The sequence below is a fragment of the Citrobacter telavivensis genome (assembly GCF_041807075.1).
In the GTDB taxonomy this organism is placed as follows: Bacteria; Pseudomonadota; Gammaproteobacteria; order Enterobacterales; family Enterobacteriaceae; genus Citrobacter_A; species Citrobacter_A telavivensis.
On sequence record NZ_JBGUBF010000004.1, the window covers coordinates 1 to 23,761 of the forward strand.

The 23,761-nt window shown below is 51.8% G+C and carries 20 protein-coding genes; 18 read left to right on the plus strand and 2 right to left on the minus strand.

The window, feature by feature from the left end:
- Together tssI and ACERJC_RS17180 are read right to left on the minus strand one after the other, a co-directional pair.
- Nucleotides 1–703: type VI secretion system tip protein TssI/VgrG (gene tssI / locus ACERJC_RS17175; RefSeq protein ID WP_373672131.1), on the minus strand; the 703-nt coding region annotated here is incomplete at its 3' end.
- 211 nt (nt 704–914) lie between these two features.
- Nucleotides 915–1,433 carry an Hcp family type VI secretion system effector gene (locus ACERJC_RS17180; RefSeq protein ID WP_330983250.1) on the minus strand — a complete coding sequence of 173 codons (519 nt, stop codon included), beginning with the start codon at nt 1,431–1,433 and terminating at the stop codon, nt 915–917.
- Between the two features lie 676 nt (nt 1,434–2,109).
- Between ACERJC_RS17180 and tssB the strand changes: the two genes are divergently transcribed.
- From tssB to ACERJC_RS17270, 18 genes are all read left to right on the plus strand, one after another.
- Nucleotides 2,110–2,610: a type VI secretion system contractile sheath small subunit gene (gene tssB / locus ACERJC_RS17185; protein ID WP_373672132.1), complete on the plus strand. Its 501-nt coding sequence runs from the start codon at nt 2,110–2,112 to the stop codon at nt 2,608–2,610.
- Nucleotides 2,611–2,629: 19 nt separating this feature from the next.
- On the plus strand, nt 2,630–4,114 hold the full coding sequence (gene tssC, locus ACERJC_RS17190; RefSeq protein ID WP_373672232.1) for a type VI secretion system contractile sheath large subunit: 1,485 nt from the start codon (nt 2,630–2,632) through the stop codon (nt 4,112–4,114).
- 2 nt (nt 4,115–4,116) lie between these two features.
- The gene (gene tssE / locus ACERJC_RS17195; RefSeq protein ID WP_373672233.1) at nt 4,117–4,542 is read left to right on the plus strand and encodes a type VI secretion system baseplate subunit TssE; all 426 of its coding nucleotides are present in this window, start codon (nt 4,117–4,119) and stop codon (nt 4,540–4,542) included.
- 5 nt (nt 4,543–4,547) lie between these two features.
- Nucleotides 4,548–6,380, plus strand: a complete 1,833-nt coding sequence (gene tssF / locus ACERJC_RS17200) for a type VI secretion system baseplate subunit TssF (RefSeq protein ID WP_373672133.1) — start codon at nt 4,548–4,550, stop codon at nt 6,378–6,380.
- Nucleotides 6,347–7,390, plus strand: a complete 1,044-nt coding sequence (tssG, locus tag ACERJC_RS17205) for a type VI secretion system baseplate subunit TssG (RefSeq protein ID WP_373672134.1) — start codon at nt 6,347–6,349, stop codon at nt 7,388–7,390. The genes tssF and tssG overlap by 34 nt, the downstream gene beginning before the upstream one ends.
- A 16-nt stretch (nt 7,391–7,406) precedes the next feature.
- Nucleotides 7,407–8,693, plus strand: coding sequence for a type VI secretion system-associated FHA domain protein TagH (gene tagH / locus ACERJC_RS17210; protein ID WP_373672135.1), 1,287 nt, complete (start codon nt 7,407–7,409; stop codon nt 8,691–8,693).
- A gap of 23 nt (nt 8,694–8,716) precedes the next feature.
- The gene (gene tssJ, locus ACERJC_RS17215) at nt 8,717–9,223 is read left to right on the plus strand and encodes a type VI secretion system lipoprotein TssJ (RefSeq protein ID WP_373672234.1); all 507 of its coding nucleotides are present in this window, start codon (nt 8,717–8,719) and stop codon (nt 9,221–9,223) included.
- A 2-nt stretch (nt 9,224–9,225) separates the two neighbouring features.
- Nucleotides 9,226–10,569: a type VI secretion system baseplate subunit TssK gene (gene tssK / locus ACERJC_RS17220; RefSeq protein ID WP_373672136.1), complete on the plus strand. Its 1,344-nt coding sequence runs from the start codon at nt 9,226–9,228 to the stop codon at nt 10,567–10,569.
- Nucleotides 10,570–10,573: 4 nt separating this feature from the next.
- On the plus strand, nt 10,574–11,386 hold the full coding sequence (icmH, locus tag ACERJC_RS17225) for a type IVB secretion system protein IcmH/DotU (RefSeq protein ID WP_373672137.1): 813 nt from the start codon (nt 10,574–10,576) through the stop codon (nt 11,384–11,386).
- An 11-nt stretch (nt 11,387–11,397) separates the two neighbouring features.
- The gene (gene tssH, locus ACERJC_RS17230; protein ID WP_373672138.1) at nt 11,398–14,139 is read left to right on the plus strand and encodes a type VI secretion system ATPase TssH; all 2,742 of its coding nucleotides are present in this window, start codon (nt 11,398–11,400) and stop codon (nt 14,137–14,139) included.
- The gene (gene vasI, locus ACERJC_RS17235; RefSeq protein WP_373672139.1) at nt 14,136–14,879 is read left to right on the plus strand and encodes a type VI secretion system-associated protein VasI; all 744 of its coding nucleotides are present in this window, start codon (nt 14,136–14,138) and stop codon (nt 14,877–14,879) included. The genes tssH and vasI overlap by 4 nt, the downstream gene beginning before the upstream one ends.
- A 4-nt stretch (nt 14,880–14,883) precedes the next feature.
- The gene (gene tssA / locus ACERJC_RS17240; protein WP_373672140.1) at nt 14,884–16,314 is read left to right on the plus strand and encodes a type VI secretion system protein TssA; all 1,431 of its coding nucleotides are present in this window, start codon (nt 14,884–14,886) and stop codon (nt 16,312–16,314) included.
- Nucleotides 16,315–16,389: 75 nt separating this feature from the next.
- Nucleotides 16,390–19,851, plus strand: a complete 3,462-nt coding sequence (gene tssM / locus ACERJC_RS17245) for a type VI secretion system membrane subunit TssM (protein WP_507161368.1) — start codon at nt 16,390–16,392, stop codon at nt 19,849–19,851.
- Nucleotides 19,852–19,982: 131 nt separating this feature from the next.
- Nucleotides 19,983–20,894: a hypothetical protein gene (locus tag ACERJC_RS17250; protein WP_373672141.1), complete on the plus strand. Its 912-nt coding sequence runs from the start codon at nt 19,983–19,985 to the stop codon at nt 20,892–20,894.
- Between the two features lie 9 nt (nt 20,895–20,903).
- Nucleotides 20,904–21,404, plus strand: coding sequence for a DUF1240 domain-containing protein (locus ACERJC_RS17255; RefSeq protein WP_373672142.1), 501 nt, complete (start codon nt 20,904–20,906; stop codon nt 21,402–21,404).
- Nucleotides 21,397–21,888, plus strand: coding sequence for a DUF1240 domain-containing protein (locus ACERJC_RS17260; RefSeq protein WP_373672143.1), 492 nt, complete (start codon nt 21,397–21,399; stop codon nt 21,886–21,888). The genes ACERJC_RS17255 and ACERJC_RS17260 overlap by 8 nt, the downstream gene beginning before the upstream one ends.
- Complete coding sequence (locus ACERJC_RS17265; RefSeq protein WP_373672144.1) at nt 21,881–22,405, plus strand: DUF1240 domain-containing protein; 525 nt, start codon at nt 21,881–21,883, stop codon at nt 22,403–22,405. The genes ACERJC_RS17260 and ACERJC_RS17265 overlap by 8 nt, the downstream gene beginning before the upstream one ends.
- Nucleotides 22,402–23,745 (plus strand): VasL domain-containing protein, encoded by a 1,344-nt coding sequence (locus tag ACERJC_RS17270; RefSeq protein ID WP_373672145.1) that lies wholly within the window; start codon nt 22,402–22,404, stop codon nt 23,743–23,745. The genes ACERJC_RS17265 and ACERJC_RS17270 overlap by 4 nt, the downstream gene beginning before the upstream one ends.
- The last annotated feature ends 16 nt before the right edge of the window (nt 23,746–23,761 follow it).

Here is a 23,761-nt window from a genome sequence, read left to right on the forward strand (position 1 = left end):
GTGTTTTGAAGGTGTAGTCCTGGGTCTCGACGGAAGAAGGCCGTATCTGCGCCTGATAGCGGAACTGACTGATGCATTCCGTGGAGACCCCGGTCGTGGTGTTCGGGTTAAACGGCATCTTTCCCGATGACGACACTCCGGCGACATCGTCGCAGAGCACCAGCTTCTGCTCCGGCCCTTCCTGTGCGTGCCAGTCAAAAAAGAAGATACCTTCCTCTGACCATAATCGCGTCAGGAACGCGAGGTCGGTTTCACCGTACTGAACGCAGAACTCGCGTGCCGGATGGGGCTCATAGAACACAGGAGTCCATCCGGTGACGCCATTTTCAGTGAGCAGGGTGGAGGAGATGGTCCGGATATCCTGCTGCTGGAAGATGCGGAAGTTCTGGCGCAGACCGCAGCGCCACAGAGGAGGGACTATCGTCAGATGGTAGCGCATCTGCCAGTGGTTATTTTCGCCCAGCACCACCTCATTAATAATGCCACTGACATAGCGCTGTGCCACGGTACCCTGCCAGATGGTCAGTACGGCATTCTTTTCGAGAAAGTCGGTCGCCACCAGGTCAGGAAGGCCGCTGGCGATATCCACCTTAAGCAGGAAAGGGGTTGAGTAATGCTGAGCCAGACGGAAACTCACCACCGCGGTGGTCATTTCCATCAGACCGTCAACTTCCAGTGTAAAACGCAGTCCTTTTAAAGACATACTGACCTCTCTGGTGTACTTACAGGAAAACAGTTACCGCCCGGCGATTGTGGCAGTGCAGTGTTACGCTTGCATTCAGGCACGCTACCGCCGAAGTTTCCGGCGTCTGCCATCTCCCGTAAAAAACGTGACCTCTTACTGACAACCCTTTTACTTACGGCGTAATACAAAAAGCACCCAACCTTTAAGGGTTGGGTGCCAGGGGATTAACTTATGCTTCCAGTGGTGCACGCCAGTCGTCAGCACCAGAGGTGCCTGACTTAACGTGTTCCCACTCGATTTTGCGATAAGCCAGTTTCACAGCCAGCAATTGGGTAAATTCACGCTGAGATGGATCCTGGCAGTGCGGCATATGAAGATTGATGTCGACAATAGTCGAGTCAGTGAGGCGGGTGGTGAAATAATGCTCCTGTTTACCTTCGATCGAAGTACGCCACCATTTAAGCTCAGTTGTTGGGAGCATCTCGCCTGAGGCGAGTGCGTTGTACAGCAACGGAACGGCTTTATTGAGCGCCACGGTAAAGATAAATGGTTTGTGGGCACGCTGACCAGAAGGCTGGCCAGATTGTGGATCGGTCGGCACTGTCACATTATGCAGGAACTCCTGTACCAGCATTTCATCTTCGTGACCCTGCACGTAGATATTACCGACAGAATCTGCAGTGAATGCACCGGCAGTGATGTTTCCTTGGGTTTGACCTGTAATGGAAATGTAACAGGGTGTAGGCATTTGTAAGCTCCTTGTGGGTATTAACAGCTATTACTTGCAATGACCTGTCGTTGATCCTCGACAGATATATGGTGATACGGCTCATATCCGGAACCGTGTCATTTTTCTGCGTCCGATTACGGATAAATCGGTGTTAGTGGTGCTCATAAAAAAATATGGTAATGATTGTCTAAATACTTTTACGATAAAAATATATGTTTGGATGAACAGGTATTTCGGTTTTATGGCATTTTTATATAATTAATTGAAGTCATAACTTACTCATGAATAAATATTGTATTTATCCGCTTGTGAATTATCATATTGACAATTCATGAGGGCTCATTAAGCGTTCTCTGACAATCATATAATCAATATATTTGTATTTAATGATTTACAAGGATAATAAGGTATTTATAAAAATCATTAAAATTCATATGGTTATGTAATTTCATTTGTTTTGCTGTTGTTTGTTGAACGTTTCATTTGTTTTCGTTAATCCTATTCTGTCTCTGAAGAATACATCTCTTTCAAACGAAGAAAAAGTGCTTTTAAAATATTTTTCTGCGGGTAGAATACGATTTAATGAATGTGTTATTAGTATAATCCGTCTCCCCGTGGAAGTATTTTCTGTATATTGTTGGATACGGATTATGTTGTATTCACGGTCTAAATAATAACCTAATGGATTATTTTTATGAGCAGCAAAAAAAATGACGGCAGCGTTGCGCCAAAAGAGCGCGTAAATATTAAATTTCAGCCAAAAACGGGAACTCAGACAGCAGAAGTAGAATTGCCGCTTAACCTACTGGTCACGGGTAACTTGACTGGAAGCACAAACGACACGCCGCTGGATGAGCGCCAACCCGTTGCAATTAACCGTAACAATTTTAACGCTGTGTTGGATGAGGCGGATATTGGTCGTGATTTTGTCGTTCCGTCTGTCCTCAGTGAAATGCCTGATGCACGTATGACTGTCAACCTGAAAGTTAAATCGCTTGCTGACCTTTCACCGGACAACATTGCCGCTCAGGTGCCGGAGATGCGGAAGATGATGGAGTTGCGTGAAGCTCTGGTGGCCCTTCGGGGGCCAATGGGCAATATGCCGGCTTTCCGTGCGCAACTTCAGGCATTGCTCGATGATGAAAAGAGCCGTGAACAACTGATTGCGGAGCTGGGCCTCACTGGCCAGGATTAACTTGTACAAGGATTTCAGTATGTCAGAAACCACCATACCGGAAGTATCAGCTTCCATCACGCCGGTCACCGTGCCCAGCCTGCTGAATGAAATTATGGCGCAGACTCGTTTTAAACCGGAGTCAGAAAGTTACGATATCGCGCGTCAGGGTGTAACGGCGTTTATTACCACGCTGTTGCAGAACAACGACGAGGCGGAGCCTGTCAATATCCTTGCTGTCAACGGCATGATTGCCGACATTGACGAGCGTATGGGGCGCCAGATGGATCTGATCCTTCATGCCCCAGAGTTTCAGGAACTGGAGTCTTTCCTGTGCTCGCTGAAACTGCTGGTTGACCATGCAGACCCACGTGAAAACATCAAGATTCATTTGATGCACGCCACCAAAGAAGAATTGCTGGATGATTTTGAATTTGCTCCGGAAATTACCCAGTCAGGTTTCTACCGGCAGGTTTACTCAAGCGGCTTCGGCCAGTTCGGTGGAGAACCTGTTGCCGCCGTCATCGGTAATTATGCCTTCGATAACACTGCCGCAGACATGAAGCTGTTGAAATATGTCAGTGCGGTCAGTGCGATGGCCCACTGCCCGTTCCTGTCCTCTGTTTCCCCGGAATTTTTTGGTCTGGATTCGTTTACTGAACTTCCTGGCATTAAAGACGTAGCCGCTATTTTTGAAGGTCCGGCTTACACCAAATGGCGTTCGTTACGTGAGTCAGAAGACTCTCGAAACCTCGGCCTGACGGCTCCCCGTTTCCTGTTGCGTCATCCCTACACACCAGATGAAAATCCGGTGAAAAGTTTTAACTATCATGAAGATGTCAGTAAAAATCACGAGCATTATTTGTGGGGGAATACTGCTTTCTTGTTGGCGGCAAACATGGCTGAAAGCTTCATCTCAACCCGATGGTGCCCAAATATTGTCGGCCCGCAAAGTGGTGGTGCAGTAAAAGATTTGCCGGTGCATTTGTATGAGGCAATGGGTCAACTTCAGGCCAAGGTTCCGACCGAAATTCTCATTACCGACAGGCGGGAGTATGAACTGGCAGAGCAGGGGTTTATCACTCTGACCATGCGAAAAGGCTCTGATAATGCTGCATTTTTCTCTGCTAACTCGGTACAGAAACCAAAGGTCTTCCCCAATACGCCGGAAGGTAAAGAGGCTGAGACCAACTACAAGTTGGGTACTCAGCTCCCTTATCTTTTTATTATCAACAGATTAGCGCATTACATTAAGGTACTTCAGCGTGAGCAGCTTGGCTCCTGGAAAGAAAGAGGCGATCTGGAGCGCGAGCTGAACACCTGGATTCGCCAGTATGTAGCAGACCAGGAAAATCCGCCTTCTGAAGTCCGAAGCCGTAAACCGCTGCGTCAGGCAAAGATTGAAGTCTCTGATGTGGAAGGTGAACCGGGCTGGTATCAGGTTGCCCTAAGCGTGCGACCACATTTCAAATATATGGGGGCATCGTTTGAATTGTCCCTGGTAGGACGTCTGGACAGAGAGTGAGCATGATAACGGAGCGGGAGTCGGGAGGCAGTCTGTTTGAACGCATCAATGAAGCAGCGAAGCCATCGTCGGATAGAAATCCGAAGGTGAAATTATTGCAGTCCATCATGCTCAGTCTGCAAAACATCCTCAACACCCGTTCCGGAAGTTGTCATGGTTCTCCGGAACTGGGGCTTCCTGATTTAGACAATGATGAATCCTCGATCTCCATGAGCATTAGGGATATGACTGCCCGGTCTGTCAGGGAGTGTATCCTGCGTTATGAACCACGGATTTCTGATACCACGGTCATTGCCAGGGCGCTGGATGAGAACTCACCACTGGAGCTTCGTTTTCGTATTCTCGCACAGGTGAATTTCAATAACAGGCGAGATGTCCTTGAGTTCGAAATCCTGCTGGATAATCACCAGCACTGGCGCGTGGAGTAATCCTGATGGCGTTTGAAGAACATTATTATCGCGAAGAGCTAGACTACTTGCGCCAGCTAGGCCATCTGCTGGCACAAGAAAAACCATATCTTGCCCGGTTTCTGGCCGAGAAAGAAGGTGATCCGGATGTGGAGCGTCTGCTGGAAGCCTTTGCTTTCCTCTCCGGTGGTCTGCGGCAAAAGTTGGAAGATGAGTTTCCGGAGTTTACGCATGGCTTAATCAATATGCTGTGGCCCAATTATCTGCGCCCGGTGCCATCAATGGCTGTGATTGAGTATAAACCTTTAGCAACGCAACTCTCTGCGCCAGTCAGGGTATGCCGTGATGAGCTTATTTGTTCCGGGGTAGTGCGTATGACATCATCCGGGCGAAAGATTCTGGCTGAAGAGAGCACCACTCCTCCCTCTGCTTGTCATTTCACCCTTGCGCGGGACATCTGGCTACAACCCCTGTCTGTTAGGAACGTACGCAACACCAGTAGTCTGGATAAGGGGTGTGTTGAGATTGATTTCTGCTCAGACAGCAACATTTCTCCTGCAGCGTTGGATTTGAATAAACTTACTTTCTGGTTGGGTAATAAGGATGATTATACCCGCCAGCAGCTCTATTTGTGGTTCAGCGAGCGGTTAATGGATGCTGAACTGGTTGCCGGGGAGTACCGTATAGGGCTGCCGGATCTGTGGCTCGACGCAGCGGGATTTGAGCGGGAGGATGCGCTACTACCTTGGCCGAAAAATGTCCATAACGGCTACCGGGTTCTCCAGGAGTATTTTTGCTACCCGGAGAGTTTTTTCTTCTTTCACCTGCGGGATGCAGCACCTCTGCCGGATAATTTCCCAGTCCACGCCTTTACATTGCGCCTGCACTTTAATCAGCCGTTACCTGGGGATATCAAGCTACGTAAGGATTCCCTACGTCCTTATTGTACGCCTGCGGTGAATCTGTTTGCCCATTATGCTGAACCCGTTAGTCCTGACGGTAGTTCGCCTCAATACTCACTACGAGCCAGCCAGCGGAGCCCGGATCACTACGATATCTTTCAGGTGAAGTTAGTGGCCAGTAAAATCTCCGCATCAAATAGCATACCCGGTCCGGATGACAGAATGCTCATCTGGCCCGAGTTTGAGGGGTTTCAGCACCAGATTGAGTACAGTCACCAGCGAGAGGTGGTTTATTGGCACCATCGTACAAAAACGTCCCTGTTTCACCGAGGACTGGATCATTTCATTGCTTTTGTTCACGCCGATGGCAGCCTGCCGGAGCACTCCCTGCTGGACGGCGAGATGCTAACCGCCTCGCTGGTCTGTACCAACAGGATGTTGCCCACGTCGTTGCACATTGGCGATATCTGCGTGCCTGTAGACAAAAATCCAGCCGTCGCTTCTTTCAGCAACGTCACCCGCCCAACCCGTCCGTTGTATCCGGTAACAGATGGTGATATGCACTGGTCGCTGATTTCCTGCATGAATCTGAATTATCTCTCGCTGCTGGACAGAGAAGCGCTGATCCAGGTGCTGCGGACCTTCGATCTGCCGGGAATTCATCATCCACAGCAGGCCAGGCTTTCCTCTCAGAAGCTCGACGCCATCGAAAAAATGGAATCCCGCCCTATTGATCGCCTGTTTAAAGGCGTGCCGGTTCGTGGTCTGTCCACCACATTGTGGATAAGCCCAGCCCCTTTTGTCTGCGAAGGCGAGATTTACCTACTGGGAACCGTGCTGTCGTACTTCTTCGCCCTCTACGCCAGTATCAACTCATTTCACTGTCTCAAAATCATTAACACGGAAAGTCAGGAGTCCTGGGAATGGCAACACACAGGCCAGCACGCCCTGATGTAGGGGAAACCACACTACCCCCGGATGTGCGCGGGATGAATTTTTATATGCTGATGGAGTCGCTGTACCGCCGGTATGGTGAACCGAATAGTGAGCCATCCCTGCGTACCGAACCGGAGCAGGAAGTGGCGCTGTTCAAATCTGACGCCAGTATTGCTTTTCCGGGCAGTGATTTAAGCACGCTTGAACGTAGCGATACCGGGCAGTTTACCCTGACTACAAAATTTCTGGGCTTCTCCGGCAGCCAGTCACCGTTACCCGGTTATTACCTGGATCGGATGGCAAGGGAGACTGCACAGAACGAGGAAGGATTGAAAGACTTCCTTGATCTGTTCAGCCACCGCTGGACGCAGTTTGCTTACCATGCATGGCGTAAATACCGTTATTACATCTGTTTTCGTAACGGCGGGACAGATGCCTTTTCACAGCGAATGTATTCGCTGGTCGGACTGGGCAATCAAAGTGTGCGCGACAGGCTTGCCATCAACCACAGCAAGATGCTGGCGTACGCCGGAATACTGGCGTCGCCTGGACGCTCACCGGATGTCGTCTGCAACCTGGTCAGCCACTGCTTTGATTTACCGGTTGTCAGTATTGAGAGTTGGCAATTACGTAAGGTAGCGGTTGATCCCGACCAGCAGAACCGACTGGGCGTGCGCAATCCTAAAACGAAAACCGCCGGATATGTGGCGGGGCGCTCGGTAATTGGCGTTAATTTTACCCTCGGTACCAGAGTGCCTGATCGCAGCGGGAAATTCTTGCTGCGGTTAGGCAATCTCTCAATGGCACGCTACCTCTCATTTTTACCGGAAGGCGAAAACCACGAGGCTCTGACCCTGTTCATTTCCTTTCTGCTGCGCGATCAGTTCGCCTGGGATCTCCGTCTGGATTTAGCTCCTGAGCAGGCGAAGGGGATGCGACTGGGCGACAGTTCCCGTTCTTGTATCGGACGCACGGCGTTTATTGGTCAACCGAAAAGTCCCCCCTCCGTCACCCTCCACATCAGGGATTAATTTAATGGAATCGCATATGGCTGAAGAAAAAACGCAGTCTACCCAACGCTCACTGACATTGCAGGTGATGAACGGTAACGAGCTGGAGAGCGGTCGCGCTGCAAAATGCCTCTTTACCTCTGAAGGCGGGGATATCGGCAATGTACCCGAGTGTCACTGGCCGGTGCAGGACAGGACTGGTGCCGTTGCGGGGCGCGCCTGCCAGGTGGTATTGCACGATGGCGAATTTTGCCTGAAGAGCCTTGTGTCCGGACTCATGATTAACCTGGCGCCGGTTGTTCCGGATGCCGGACTGGTACGTTTGCGCCAGGGCGATGAGATAGTGCTGGGTTCGCTGGCGCTGAAAGTGTTTATCCACACGGGAAAACAGGTTAGTTACAGTGAGCAGATGGCCGCACCTGAAACCATCGTCAGTAATCGTGACCGCCTGGCGGACGCGCTGCTAACGACGGACGGTCAGCCTGCGTACCCGGGTATGCCTCAGCGGCATCAGCTTGCGGACACTGTGGTCAACAGCTTTTCAGCCGATCCTTTGCAGGCACTCCAGGCTGAAAGTCTGACGGTGGCAGGCGATCCGCTTTCGGGAATTGTACCTGGCCGAACTTCGGTTCCTGGCAGGGATGGCGTGATAGACAAACCATTTATGGATTTACCGCCGGTGTATCCCTCTCCTCCAGAGCTCCGCAATGATACGGCATCCCAGGAAGATATCGCACAGCTCCATCTTGCCGTCACTCCGTTGTTACGCGGTTTGGGTAGTTCGCTTGTGGTACGCAACTCACAGGATGCGGATGATTTTCTCGAAGAAGCCGGGCGGACATTACAGGCAGCCATCAGCGGGCTGCTCGATCTGCAACTGCGTCGTAACAGTCTGTCGGACAAGCATTTGCGGCCGCTGGAAGATAACCCGCTGCGGCTAAATATGGATTACACCACTGCGCTTGATGTGATGTTTGCGGAGGGTAAAAGCCCAGTGCATCTGGCCGCGCCTGCCGCAGTCAGTGAAAGTCTGCGTAATGTTCGCCACCACGAAGAGGCCAACCGGGCGGCGATTGTTGAATCACTGCGCGTTTTGCTGGACGCCTTCTCGCCACAGAGCCTGATGCGCCGTTTTGTACAGTACCGCCGCAGTCATGAACTGCGCCAGCCACTGGACGACGCTGGCGCATGGAGAATGTACAGCGATTACTACGACGAATTAGCATCCAGTCGCCAGCAGGGATTTGAAATGCTGTTTAACGAAGTTTATGCCCAGGTGTATGACCGGGTGCTTCGTGAGAAACAGCGGGAGCCAGAAGTATGACAGGGCGTTTTTTTCGTACCTGCATGGTGGTGATACTGCTCAGTATCTCCCTGACCGGGTGCGAAACGGTGAAAAAACTCGGCCAGGTAATTAAGAACCCTGATATTCAGGTTGGAAAGCTGGCGGAACAACCGTCAGAGGTCACGGTCACGTTGCTGACCGAGCCAGATACGAACACCAATGCCGACGGTGAAGCGTCGGCAGTCGATGTGCAACTGATTTATATGAGCGACGACTCAAAACTACAGGCTGCTGACTACGATTTGGTCGCCAGCACGCCACTACCGGATGTGCTGGGCAAAAACTATATCGATCACCAGGATTTTAACCTGCTGCCGGACGCCATCAAAACTCTGCCACCAGTGAAACTGGATGAAAAGACGCAGTTCATTGGTGTTGTGGCCTACTTCTCCGATGACCAGACCACTGAGTGGAAACAAATCGAAGCGGTGGAAGGCTCGGGCCACAACTACCGCCTGCTGGTGCATGTACGACAGGGCAGTATCGAAATGAAAAAAGAGGAAAACTGACGATGGCGACCATGAAAAACAAAGTGATCTGGCAGGAAGGGCTGTTTGCTCTGCCGCAGCACTTTCAGCAACAGCAGCGTAATCAGGAATATCTGCTGAACCAGCGCATGAATGCGCAGGATGATTTTGCCTGGGGGTTTACCTCGCTGTCGATCAATACAGAGTTGCTTGCCCAAGGGAAACTCATGCTCGACAACGCGTCAGGCTGTATGCCGGATGGCTCGGTGTTTCGCATTCCTGACCAGGATCAACTCCCCGTACCATATCAGCCGCTCGATCTCTCGAAAGCAGGAAGCCATGATATTTATCTGGCGTTGCCGGTCATCAGTGACATTACCTGTGAAGTCGAAGGACGCCAGAGTGCCGGACAGGGCACGGAACGTTATCGTCTGGCCCGCGCCGATATCCGCGATTTGCACTCCGACGACGGTGATGTGCAACAAATTGTACTGGGGCAACTGGCACCGAAAATTGTCAGTGGCGCGGACGATCTCAGCGCAATGGTTACGCTGCCATTGTGCCGTATCCGCGATAAGCTGGCTAACGGCGCACTGGTACTGGATAACAGCTTTATCCCGACCTGCCAGGCCATTCGTGTCAGTCCGGTGCTGAGCGGATTTGCCGGTGATGTGCAGGGGCTTATCAACAACCGTGCCAGTGAACTGGCAAAACGTATCGGCTCGCCGGAGCAGAGCGGCATTGCTGATGTGGCGGAATTTATGATGTTGCAGATGCTTAACCGCAACCAGATGCACTTCACTCACCGTACGCACCTGCATACCCTGCATCCTGAAACTTTTTATCTGGATCTGGTCCGCTTACTCGGTGAATTGATGACCTTTACCGAAGATAGCCGCCTGCCATGCCCGGTGGAAGTCTATAACCACCGGGATCTCACTCAGTCGTTTAATACTGTGCTTCCTGAGTTGCGCCGGGCGCTCAACACTGTGCTGATGCCGCGTGCGCAGAACCTGCCGCTGGTCTTCTCTGACGGGTTTTATGTTGCCACGGTTAACGATCCGACGCTGTTGCAGTCCGGCACCTTTATTCTGGCGGTGCGCGCACGGATGCCTCACAGCCAGCTTATTCACCAGTTCACCCAGCAATCGAAAATTGCCGCCACCAACAAAATCCGCGATATGGTCAGCGTGCAGGTGCCGGGTGTGCCATTGACACCACGAACCGCCGCCCCGCGCCAGTTGCCGTATCACGACGGCTTTGTTTACTTTGAGCTGGACAAAGGGGTCGCCGCCTGGCAGGACGTAGTAAAAGCAGGGGCGATGGCGCTGCACATTTCCGGTACTTTCCCGGATCTGGGGATACAACTGTGGGCGATAAGAGGTTAAGGCCATGAGCGAGCAATCGGTTCTGTCCCGCGACGGAAATGACAGCCAGGATGCAGTGAACTCAGGGGAAAGATCAGCTTTGCATGATGTAGGCGAAGGAAACTCCAGCCGTCTGTACCGGTTGCCCCTGCGTGGTAACAGCCTGAATCCGATGGTTGATGCTGCCACACCGTTACTGGGCATGGTGATGCGCGTGGACGGGATGAACAGCCAGACTATGCCGGAGTACCTCTTCGCGCAGGTGGTCACGGATGTTCAGGCCGTGGAGCAACTGCTTCAGGAGAAGGGTTACGAGCCGGGCGTGATTGTCTCGTTTCGCTATGTCCTCTGCACCTTTATTGATGAAGCGGCGCTGGGTAATGGCTGGTCGAACAAGAATGAGTGGATCAAACAGTCGCTGTTGGTCCATTTCCACAATGAAGCCTGGGGTGGCGAGAAGGTTTTCATCCTGCTGGAGCGCCTGATCCGTGAGCCAAAACGTTACCAGGATTTACTCGAATTTCTCTTTCTCTGCTTTTCACTGGGTTTTCGCGGGCGTTACAAGGTGGCTGTACAGGATCTGGGGGAATTTGAACGGATATACCGCCGCCTACACCACGTTCTGCATACACTGCGCGGCGATGCCCCCTTTCCGTTACTGCACCAGGACAAAAAGACGCTGGGCGAACGCTATCAGTTAATGAAGCGCCTGACTATAAAACACGTCCTCTTGGGGGGCGTTGCTGTGCTGGCGTTGTTTTATCTGTTCTACATGCTGCGGCTGGACAGCCAGACGCAGGATATTCTGCATCAACTGAACCGGCTGCTTGCCAGGTAAGGACACAACATATGATCCAGATTAATCTGGCCTCACTGGTTAAGCATCTGAATCCGTTTTCCCGGCAGGCGCTGGAAGCAGCTGCCGCGGAGTGTATGAGTCAGCAGGCTACGGAAATTACCGTTGCGCATGTTCTGTTGCAGATGCTGGCATCTGTGCGCAGTGACTTAAGGGTGATTGTTGAACGGGCGGAAATTGACACGAGTGAACTCCGCCGGGCGCTGACGGTGGAAAACTATGCCACGGCGCGCACGACAGATAGCTACCCAGCATTTTCTCCAATGCTGGTCGAGTGGCTGAAAGAGGGCTGGCTGCTGGCGTCAGCAGAAATGCAGCACAGCGAGTTGCGCGGCGGCGTGATGCTACTGGCTTTATTGCATTCTCCATTGCGCTATGTACCGTCTGCCGCTGCCCGACAGCTGACAGGAATCAACCGTGATCGCCTGCAACAGGATTTTGCGCTGTGGACGCGGGAGTCTGCGGAAACGGCAATGCAGAATGCCGACGGACAATCTGTCAGCACTGCGGCAGATACGGGGGACGGCCTGCTGTCACGCTACACGAAAAACATGACGGCGGATGCCCACAACGGCAGGCTGGACCCGGTGCTGTGCCGCGACCATGAAATTGACCTGATGATCGATATTCTCTGTCGTCGCCGCAAAAATAATCCTGTGGTGGTGGGCGAGGCGGGAGTGGGGAAGAGTGCACTAATCGAAGGGCTGGCGCTGCGTATTGTGGCAGGTCAGGTACCGGACAAACTGAAGAACACCGATATTATGACCCTGGATCTGGGCGCATTACAGGCCGGCGCTTCGGTGAAAGGTGAGTTTGAAAAACGTTTTAAAGGGTTGATGGCGGAAGTGATTCAATCACCAAAGCCTGTCATTCTGTTTATTGATGAAGCGCATACTTTAATTGGTGCGGGTAACCAGCAGGGCGGTCTGGATATTTCCAACCTGATCAAACCGGCGCTGGCACGCGGCGAGCTGAAAACTATCGCCGCCACCACCTGGAGCGAGTACAAAAAATACTTCGAGAAAGACGCGGCTCTGTCCCGCCGCTTCCAGTTAGTGAAGGTCAGCGAACCCAACGCTGCCGAAACGACCATTATTCTGCGCGGCCTGTCAGCCGTCTATGAACAATCTCATGGCGTATTGATTGATGATGAAGCGTTACAGGCGGCAGCAACGTTAAGCGACCGTTATCTTTCCGGACGTCAGTTGCCGGACAAGGCCATCGATGTGCTGGATACCGCTTGTGCTCGCGTGGCTATCAACCTTTCATCGCCACCGAAACAAATTTCGGCACTGACCACCCAGAGCCACCAGTATGAAGCGGAAATCCGCCAGCTTGAACGTGAACTTCGTATCGGGCTGTGTACCGACACCTCACGGATGACAGAGGTACTGGTGCAGTACGATGAAACGCTGACGGCACTGGACGAACTGGAAGCCGCCTGGCATCAGCAACAGACGCTGGTTCAGGAGATTATCGCGCTGCGCCAGCAGTTGCTGGGGGAGAGGGTAGGACATGTCGACTCATTGCCGGATGCAGAGATTGTGCAGTCTGATGATTTTGAAAGCACACTAGCGGAAGAGAATGCAGATACTGTGCTACCAGCAGATGCAGCTTCCCTGGTTGAACGGTTGGTGCAGTTAACCGTTGAACTGGACACCCTGCATAACACACTGCTTTTAGTTTCCCCGCACGTCGATAAAAAACAGATTGCGGCGGTGATTGCCGAATGGACTGGCGTACCGCTCAACCGCCTGTCACAGAATGAAATGTCGGTTATCACCGATTTGCCGACGTGGCTCGGCGAGACAATCAAAGGCCAGAATCTGGCGATTGCCAGCTTGCACAAACACCTGCTCACCGCACGCGCTGACTTGCGCCGTCCGGGACGCCCGCTTGGCGCGTTTCTGCTGGCGGGCCCCAGCGGTGTGGGTAAAACCGAAACCGTTCTGCAACTGGCTGAACTGCTCTACGGCGGTCGCCAGTACCTGACCACCATCAATATGTCGGAGTTCCAGGAGAAGCATACCGTCTCACGGCTGATCGGCTCACCTCCGGGCTATGTCGGCTATGGTGAAGGTGGCGTGCTGACCGAAGCAATTCGCCAGAAACCGTACTCGGTAGTGCTGCTCGACGAAGTGGAAAAAGCGCACCCGGACGTGCTCAACCTGTTCTACCAGGCATTCGACAAGGGGGAAATGGCAGATGGTGAAGGCCGCCTGATCGACTGTAAAAATATCGTCTTTTTCCTCACCTCCAACCTCGGCTACCAGGTGATTGTCGAACACGCCGATGACCCGGAAACCCTGCAGGAAGTGCTGTATCCGGTGCTGGCGGACTTCTTCAAGCCGGCACTGCTGGCGCGTATGGAAGTGGTGCCATACCTGCCGCTGTCGAAAGAGACGCTCGCCACCATTATCGCCGGGAAACTCGCCCGTCTTGATAACGTACTTCGCAGCCGCTTTGGCGCGGAAGTGGCCATTGCACCGGAAGTGACGGACGAAATTATGAGTCGCGTCACCCGTGCTGAAAATGGCGCAAGGATGCTGGAGTCCGTCATTGACGGCGACATGTTGCCGCCGCTCTCGTTGATTCTGTTGCAAAAAATGGCGGCAAACACGGCGATTGCCCGTATTTGTCTGTCGGCGGCAGGCGGCGCGTTCATGGCAGACGTAGAAGATGCTATGCCTGATGACACGGCGACACTGCAAACAGTGGATGAAACCGTTTTATGAACAGGATGCGCGTTTTCCGGCAGACAGGATTGTTAATAACGGGTCTGCTGGCAGCCTTGTCTGTTGGTGCCGTCCCCGCAGAAACATCGTCAATGATCAGTGTGGCAATGACCGTCGCCACAATGGCACCGGCAGATGAGCAGGCTACGTTACAGGCCATGCAGTCCTGTCGGCGGGAGACGGCGGCGCTGGAGCGACTTAACTGCTATGACCGCCTGCTGGCACCACAGTCATTATCAGGGTTTGATGGCGCGCTGGTAAAGGCCAGTTTTGTGGGGGAAGCGTGGACGCGCGCCACAGAGCAGGAAAAGCATCGCCAGGGCAACACCACTGAGTTGCTGGTAACGCAGGTGCCGGGTGAACGCCCGACGGTGGTTATCACCACCCCGGCTATTGGCTATGTTCCACCGCGTCCGGTGCTGATGTTCAGTTGTGTGGACAATATTACCCGGATGCAGATAGCCCTGGTTAAGCCGATGGATGCACACGATATGGCCGTCACTCTGACTACTGATGGCAGTGTATTCCACAGCCGCTGGTTTGTGCGCGAAAACGGCACCCTGCTGGAGTCTAGCCGGGGATTATCCGGGATTGATGAAATCAAGCAGCTATTTGGGGCAAAAACGCTGACGGTGGATACCGGTGCAGATAGCGCAACCGGAAAGCTGACCTTCAACATTGAGGGGCTGGCGAAGGTGATCAATCCCCTGCGCGATGCCTGCCACTGGGCAGGAGAATGAGAATATGACAATGGACTTACGCGATCCGAATGTCTGGGTTTCGCACCTGCTGGAAAAACTGCCGGAAGAGAAACTGGCATCCGCCCTTCAGGACGATAACCCGGACTGGGAATATATTGACGGCGAAATTGTCAAACTCGGCTCGCTGGCTCACGGTCAACTGGATATACCGGAACTCCAGTGCCGTGGTCTGATGCTCCTGGCCTCGGAAACAAAAGATTTTCGCCTGCTGGCGCATTTGCTCAGAACCCTGCAACACGCGGGCGATCCTCTGCTGGCCGTTTGTCTACTGACGCTGTACGCAGAGCACTGGTGGTCGGTTGCTGCACCTCAAAATATGGCGCATAAAAAACGTTTTGCCGCTCAGGTGATAAAACGTTTCGATGTTGGTGTTACCGTTTTTGCGGAAAGCGCCACCACGGCGCAGCGAGATGCACTACTGGGTGAACTGGCAAAACTGGCGCAGTGCTGGCAGGTGCATAATACCCCTGAACTTGCGCAGGCAACGGATGATCTTTTCACCCTGTACCAGCGAACCTTTAATGGTGTAGCGCCTGTATTATCTTCCTCTCCAGAGGCCTCCGGCACTCCATCACAGGCTGCTATCGTACCTGCGCGCGATAATTCGCAAAATACTACCACGGTACCCGCAACCCCGGCCCCACAGGTCACTATCGACAGCCACGACGACACCGCCTGGCGCGACACGCTGTTAAAAGTCGCGGCGATTCTATGTGAACGCCAGCCAGACTCGCCGCAGGGCTACCGCCTGCGTCGCCACGCACTGTGGCAATCCATTACCGGCACACCGCAGGCTGAGAGCGACGGGCGAACCCCGCTGGCCGCCGTCCCTGCTGACATGGTGGCGGATTACCAGGCACAGTTGGCCAGCGCAGATATCGCGCTGTGGCAACAGATAGAGAAAAGCCTGTTACTGGCTCCGTACTGGCTGGACGGGCATTACCTTTCAGCTCAGACCGCATTACGCCTCGGTTATCAACAGGTATCGGAAGCCATCCGCGAAGAGGTGTCCTGCTTTCTGGACCGTCTTCCGGCCCTTTCTGGTTTGTTGTTTAACGACCGAACCCCCTTTATGAGCGGGCAGACAAAGCAGTGGCTGGCAGTCTCATCTTCCGCCTGTCAGTCCACTCCAGTCCTGCAATCCAATGAGGAATGGCAGGCCGCCAGAACCTGTTTTACTGAGCAGGGCCTGGAGGCCGCATTGCAGTATCTGAATATGCAGTCTGAAGGCGATCCCCGCGACCAGTTCCACCGACAATACCTGGGGGCACAACTGATGGAAGAGTGCGGGATGGTGCAGCTTGCGCAACAGCAGTACCGGATGTTGTTCAGAATGGGGTTGCAAATGATGGTGGCCGATTGGGAGCCATCCTTGATTAAGCAGCTTGAACAAAAATTCACGGCAGAACAATAAGCGATAACAGGAGTTTTTGTGAGATTACCAACACCCCGTTTATTCAGCGGACTGAAATCCGCACTCAGACCGGCGATGCCACGATTTAAGGTTTCTGCTGTCTGGTTGCTGGTACTGGCGTGGATTTTTCTGCTGGTATGGATCTGGTGGAAAGGCTCATCATGGACGTTGTATGGAGAGCACTGGTTACAGTCACTGACCCGCCGTTGGTTGGCAACCGCCATATGGGGATTTATCGCCCTGGCATGGCTCACCGTCAGGGTGATGAAACGCCTGCAACAGCTTGAAAAGCAGCAAAAGCAGCAACGTGAAGAGACCGTTGACCCGCTGAGTGTGGAACTTAATGCTCAGCAGCGTTACCTGGATCGCTGGTTGTTGCGTCTTCAACGCCATCTCAACAATCGCCGTTATCTGTGGCAATTGCCCTGGTATATGGTCATTGGTCCTGCGGGCAGTGGAAAAACAACATTGCTGCGCGAGGGCTTTCCATCCGACATTATTTATACTCCTGAAGCAGTACGTGGCGCGGAGCAGCGCCAGTATATCGTCCCACACGTCGGGCAGCAGGCGGTCATTTTTGATATTGATGGCACGCTCTGTGAACAGTCGGATACAGACGTATTGCACCGCCGTTTATGGGAACATGTCCTGGGCTGGCTGGTGGAAAAAAGAGCCCGCCAGCCACTGAACGGGCTTATTCTGACACTGGATTTACCCGATCTGCTAACTGCCGACAAGCGTCATCGTGAGCATCTGTTACAAATGTTGCGCAGCCGCTTACAGGATGTGCGTCAACATCTTCACTGCCAGTTACCAGTTTATGTGGTGCTGACGCGGCTGGACTTGCTGCATGGTTTTGCTGCTCTGTTTCAGTCACTGGATAAAAAAGATCGCGATACCATTCTTGGGGTGACATTTACCCGCCGTGCCCATGAAAATGAGGACTGGAGAAGCGAGCTTAATGCCTTCTGGCAGTCGTGGTGCACTCAGATGAACCAGGCGCTACCGGACCTGATGCTGGCACAGAACCATATGCGGAGTTCCCTGTTCAGCTTTGTCCGTCAAATGCAGGGGAGTCGGGAGTTTCTGGTGGCATTGCTGGATGGTTTACTGGACGGCGAAAACATGGATGTCATGCTGCGCGGTGTTTATCTCACGTCGTCACTGCAACGCGGTCAGATAGATGACATTTTTACCCAGTCTGCCGCCCGACAGTACCGCCTGGGCAGTAGTCCGCTGACGGCCTGGCCTCTTGTTGATACCACGACTTACTTCACCCGCAACCTGTTTCCGCATGCGTTACTGGCTGAGCCTAACCTGGCCGGAGAAAGCCGTACCTGGCTGATGAATAGCCGCCGCCGTCTGACGGTCTTTTCCGCTGCGGGTGGTGTAGCGGCGCTGCTGTTAATCATCGGCTGGCACCATTATTTCAACGACAACTACGCTTCCGGCGTCCAGGTACTGAAGCAGGCGAAAGCATTTATGGACATCACACCGCCACAGGGGATGGATGACTACGGCGACCTTCAACTGCCTTTGCTGAACCCGGTACGCGATGCCACTCTCGCCTATGGAGACTGGGAAGACCGCAGTCGTCTGGCGGATATGGGGCTATATCAGGGGCGGCGTGTCGGGCCATATGTAGAGCAGACGTACCTGCAACTGTTGGAACAACGTTTTCTGCCATCGCTATTTAACGGGCTGGTAAAAGAGATGAACGCCGCGCCGCCGGAGAGTGAGGAAAAGCTGGCAATACTGCGCGTGATGAGAATGCTGGAAGATAAAAGCGGGCGTAACAATGAAGTCGTGAAGCAGTATATGGCGAAACGCTGGAGCGGGAAGTTTCACGGCCAGCGCGATGTTCAGGCTCAACTGATGTCCCATCTCGACTACGCTCTGACCCGCACAGACTGGCACGCCGAGAGAGTAGCGGGTGATGGTGACGCCATCACCCGCTGGACGCCGTATGACAGTCCGGTGGCGTCGGCACAAAAAGAACTCAGTAAACTGCCCGTCTACCAGCGAGTGTATCAGAGTCTGAAAACACGGGCGTTAGGGGTGCTGCCTGCCGACCTTAACCTGCGCGACCAGGTGGGACCGACTTTTGACCAGGTGTTTACTTCCGCTGATGACAGCAAGCTCATTGTTCCGCAATTTCTCACCCGTTATGGACTGCAAAGCTATTTTGTGAAGCAGCGCGATGAACTGGTGGAACTGACAGCAATGGATTCGTGGGTCCTGAACCTGATGCAAAGCGTGAAATACAGTGACGCAGACCGTGCTGAAATTCAGCGCCAGTTAACCGAGCAGTATATCAGTGATTACACCGCCACCTGGCGGGCCGGGATGGATAATCTCAATGTGCGTGATTATGAATCCATTGCACAACTGACAGGCGCGCTGGAACAGGTTATCAGCGGCGACCAGCCTTTACAGCGGGCGCTGACCGCCCTGCGCGATAACACACTCCCTTCGGTACTCCCTGAAAAACTCTCTGATAAAGAACGGGAGGATGCACTGGCGGAGCCGGACTATCTCCTCCTGACACGTCTCGGCCATGAGTTCGTACCGGAAAACAGTACGCTGGCGGTACAGAAGGACAAAGAAAGCACAATGCAGGCGGTATATCAGCAATTAACGGAGCTTCACCGCTACCTGCTGGCTATCCAGAATGCGCCGGTACCGGGGAAATCGGCACTGAAGGCCGTACAACTGCGTCTGGATCAGAACAGCAGCGACCCGATATTTGCCACCCGTCAGATGGCAAAAACCCTGCCTGCACCACTCAACCGCTGGGTGGGCAAACTGGCCGATCAGGCCTGGCATGTGGTGATGGTGGAGGCGGTCCGCTATATGGAAATTGACTGGCGCGATAACGTGGTGAGACCGTTCAACGAACAGCTTGCCGGTAACTATCCGTTTAATCCGCGTGCGCAGCAGGATGTCTCGCTGGATGCCTTCGAACGCTTCTTTAAACCGGATGGCGTGCTGGATTCGTTCTACCAGCAGAACCTGAAACTGTTTATTGAAAATGACCTGAGTCGTGATGGTGATGATGGCGTGATTATCCGCGAGGATATTACCCGGCAACTGGATACTGCGCAGAAAATCCGCGACATCTTCTTCAGCAAGCAGAACGGGCTGGGAACGCAGTTTGCTGTGGAAACGGTATCACTCTCCGGAAACAAGCGCCGCAGCGTGCTGAACCTCGACGGACAACTGGTCGACTACAGCCAGGGACGCAACTACACCGCACACCTGGTGTGGCCGAACAATATGCGCGAAGGCAATGAAAGCAAGCTGACGCTGGTAGGCGCCAGTGGCGGTGCTCCGCGCAGTATCAGTTTCACCGGGCCATGGGCCCAATTCCGCCTGTTTGGGGCAGGGCAGCTAACCAGCGTTGAAGAAGGAACTTTCAGCGTACGCTTTAACGTGGATGGCGGCGCGATGGTCTACCGGATACACACCGACACCGAAGACAATCCGTTCAGCGGCGGGTTGTTCAGTCAGTTCCGGTTGCCGGACACGTTGTACTGACGATGTTGTCCGAACTATCAAACCGGACGTCATCATGGCTATTTTTATTTCTGTGTTGCAGGTGCAAAAAAGCAAGCTGGGCAGACTGTCACAGAGCAATAGTTTTTTTCACCTGACACAAGGAGGAGTGTATGTCTGACTTCAGAAATCAGAATCCATCAGGGGCAGATTATCTCGGTGATGTTCTACGCGGTAATGTGCCCGTCAACCAGTTGATCCCGCAGCATCCTTATATACTGGATACGCTGGGGCTGGCAGAAGCCTTTGAGAAAAACACCACGCATATTATGTTACTGACCCTGGATGAGGTGCAGGGCGTGATTGATGATTTGGACAACAGTCAGCCTGTGACGCTTGCTACTACCTATGCAGGCAATATTAAGGACAGCATCGCGGGGGCAAAAAATGTCTCAAAGCTCACGAGTTATGCTGATGCTGGTAAGCTGGTCTACCGGTTAAAGGGATTAGGTATCAAAGCTATTCCGTATCAATATAATGGACAGGCTTATGTCAAAATTACCGGTTATGCGTCGTTGCGACGTATCCTGCAGGGGACAAGATATAAAATTAACTCGCCCAAAGTACTTGAGTTAGGCATTGGTAAAGCTGGTGTTAATGCTGGTATTCTTGAAGGTGCCAGATTCTGCATCTGGTTTTCATTCGCGTATCGTACTGTTCAGCTTATTTTTAAATCAGACCATGATGTGGCAGCCTTTATTGGCAATATCACGATGGACATTGCCAAAATTATTGTGACGATATTTGTGACGAATATTTTGGTTATGGCTGGTGGAGCTTTAGCTGCGAGTGTGGCATCTGTTGGTTTTGCTGTTACGCTCCCCGTTACTTTAGGAATAGTCCTTATTGTCGCAGTCGGCATTTTAATTACATTTGAGCTGGACCATCTAGATCATGAGTATCATTTGTCTGACAAGTTAATTTCAGCGATTAGAGAAGGGATGAAGTCACAGTCCGAAATTGAAAAATGGAATCTTGAACATACCAATCCATTTACACATGGTCTGATGAATACACACTGGTAAGGAACTGTCATGTCTGGAAAACGAGAAAATCAGGAGCGCATGGCAAGACAGGCAATGACCACTATCCCTTTAAAAACGAGACTGTCTGCGTTGTTTTTATTTGTGTGCGTTACTGCTGCAACCGTTTTTATCTTTACAGTCGGTGGTTCTGAGCTTGTAGATATACTGCATAAAAAAGACGTTGTTTACTATGACTGGAAAACCACACCGCTTTTCCTTTGGCTTCCGGCATTTTTTTATGCTGATATTCTTGTTGCTGCCATGATGTTTTTTCCCATTACCAGAAACTTACTGGAGTATCTTCTGACAGGGATGAGAGCTATAGCAGTATATGGGTGGTTGATGTTATTCCTCTCAATTCCACTATCGCTAATAATTTTATATTATCCATTGGGCAACTACGAGTCATGCGGTCAAAATGGCCCCTTTTCAGGCAGTTACTATGTAAAAGATCTCAAAATGTGTAAGCAGTTTGAATACCATCCTGAAAAGGAAGCATCTAATGATTAATAATAATGAGTTGTTGCTGAAAAAAATGACATTCAAAGAGCGAGTGAAGTTTGTTTTTTTATGCTTTTTTGCCATTTTTGTTCTTTCCGGATCTTTGGTCTTTTTTGCAAAGATAAGCGGCTCTACAATCAGGGATGTTTTTGAAGGCGCAGACACCGTTTACTATAGCTGGCGTGATGTGTTTGCATTACTGTCTTTACCTGTTATGGGGTATTTCGACGTATTAGTGTTTTTGTTTTTATTTTTCCCTTTAACGCTTAATCTCGCGAAAATATGGTGGAAACTTGCAAATATAATTTATGCTTATATTTATATTGCATTTATTCTTGCCTTCCCATTATCGCTGTACATTTCATTCGTTCCCCTTGCAGACTATCACTCGTGCGGCCAAAAAGGTCCCTTTTCCGGCGTTTACTACGTAAAAGAACCAAAAATGTGTGAGCAGTTTGAATACCATCCTGAAAAGGATAAGTCTGATGAATAATAAATTCATAATGAAAGAGATGTCGCTAAAAGAAAGAATAAAATTTATTCTTGTATGCCTTTTTTTTATCTCTGCAATTACAGGTGCGCTTATCTTCTTTATCAATACCTGTGGCTCAACATTAATAGATATTTTTACGAATGCAGATACTGTCTACTATAGCTGGCTGGATGTTTTCATAGTTATTTATTTTCCTGTTATGGGGTATTTTGATGTCCTAGTGCTTTTATTTTTATTCACCCCTTTAACACTTCGCATTGGAAAACTATGGGGGAAGCTTTTAAATATAATTTGTGCTTATATTTATATCGCATTTGTTCTTGCTTTCCCGTTTTCATTGTACATTTCATTCGTTCCTCTTGCTGACTATCATTCGTGCGGCCAAAAAGGTCCCTTTTCAGGTGATTACTACGTAAAAGATCCAAAAATGTGTGAGCAGTTTGAATACCATCCTGAAAAGGATAAATCTGATGATTCCTCTACAGCGGTAATACCTACGGATACGAAAGTAAAATGAACATGTCAGCTTACACTCAGACCATTACTACTGGTGCAGATCCTCGCACCCTGCCGGAGTTTATCGCTATCCGTGAGGAAATTAACAAAGCCAGCCATCCGGCACAGCCGGAACTGAACTGGCGACTGGTGGAGTCACTGGCGTTGACGATTTTTAAAACCAACGGGGTGGATTTACACTCAGCCACTTACTACACGCTGGCGCGCACCCGCACCCAGGGGCTGGCTGGTTTCTGCGAAGGTGTGGAACTGCTGGCGGCGATGATAAGCCATGAATGGGACAAATTCTGGCCGCAGAATGGCTCTGCACGAACCGAAATGCTGGACTGGTTTAATACCCGTACCGGGAATATCCTGCGCCAGCAGATTTCCTATGCAGAATCTGACCTGCCGTTGCTCTGTCGCACGGAACGGGCAGTGCAGCTAATCTGCGACAAACTCCAGCAAGTGGAGCTGAAGCGCCCGCCGCGTGTGGAAAACCTGCTGTATTTTGTCCAGAACACACGTAAGCGGCTTGAACCACAGCCCAGGAACAGTGCTGTAAATACATCGCAGACAGCCGTCAGAACGCTGGTCTATGCACCGGAGAGTGCCACGTCCACGACGACAGAGGTTATGTCGTCGCTGCCTGATCTGCCGGAAGTAATGAAGGTGGAAGTGCGCAGCCTGGTAGCGACAGGCGAAGCGGTAAAATCGGGTAGTACGGTAAAAGGTTTTGCGGCGGGTATCACCAGCGCGGCCATCATTGCCGCAGCACTCTGGTGGTGGCAGGTCTGGCCCATGCAGCAGCAACTCACACAAATCAACGACACCGCACAGGGTGCTGCAACGGCCTGGCTGGCTTCGCCTGAGCCGGGAAACTATTCGCGAAGACTGCAACAACTCCTTGCAGCCTCACCCGTACAGCCACTGGAAACCGGGATGCAGATGATGCGTACCGCTGACAGTCGCTGGCCGGAAAGCCTGCAACAACAACAGGCTACCGCGCAGTGGAATGAGGCACTGAAAACCCGCGCACAGAGTAGCCCGCAGTTACGTGGCTGGTTGCAGGCCCGTCAGGACTTACATGCCTTTGCTGATTTAGTGATGCAGCGCGAGAAAGAAGGGCTAACGCTTTCCTATATCAAAAATGTTATCTGGCAGGCAGAGCGCGGGTTGGGGCAGGAAACGCCGCTGGAATCCCTACTGACACAATATCAGGATGCCCGCGCGCAGGGACAAAATACCGACACGCTGGAAAAACAAATCAATGAGCGACTGGATGGTGTCGTCAGCCGCTGGTTGCTGCTAAAGAATAATGCGATGCCAGAAACGGCAACTGATATAAAACCCGAAAAATAACGATGGAATAGAAGGA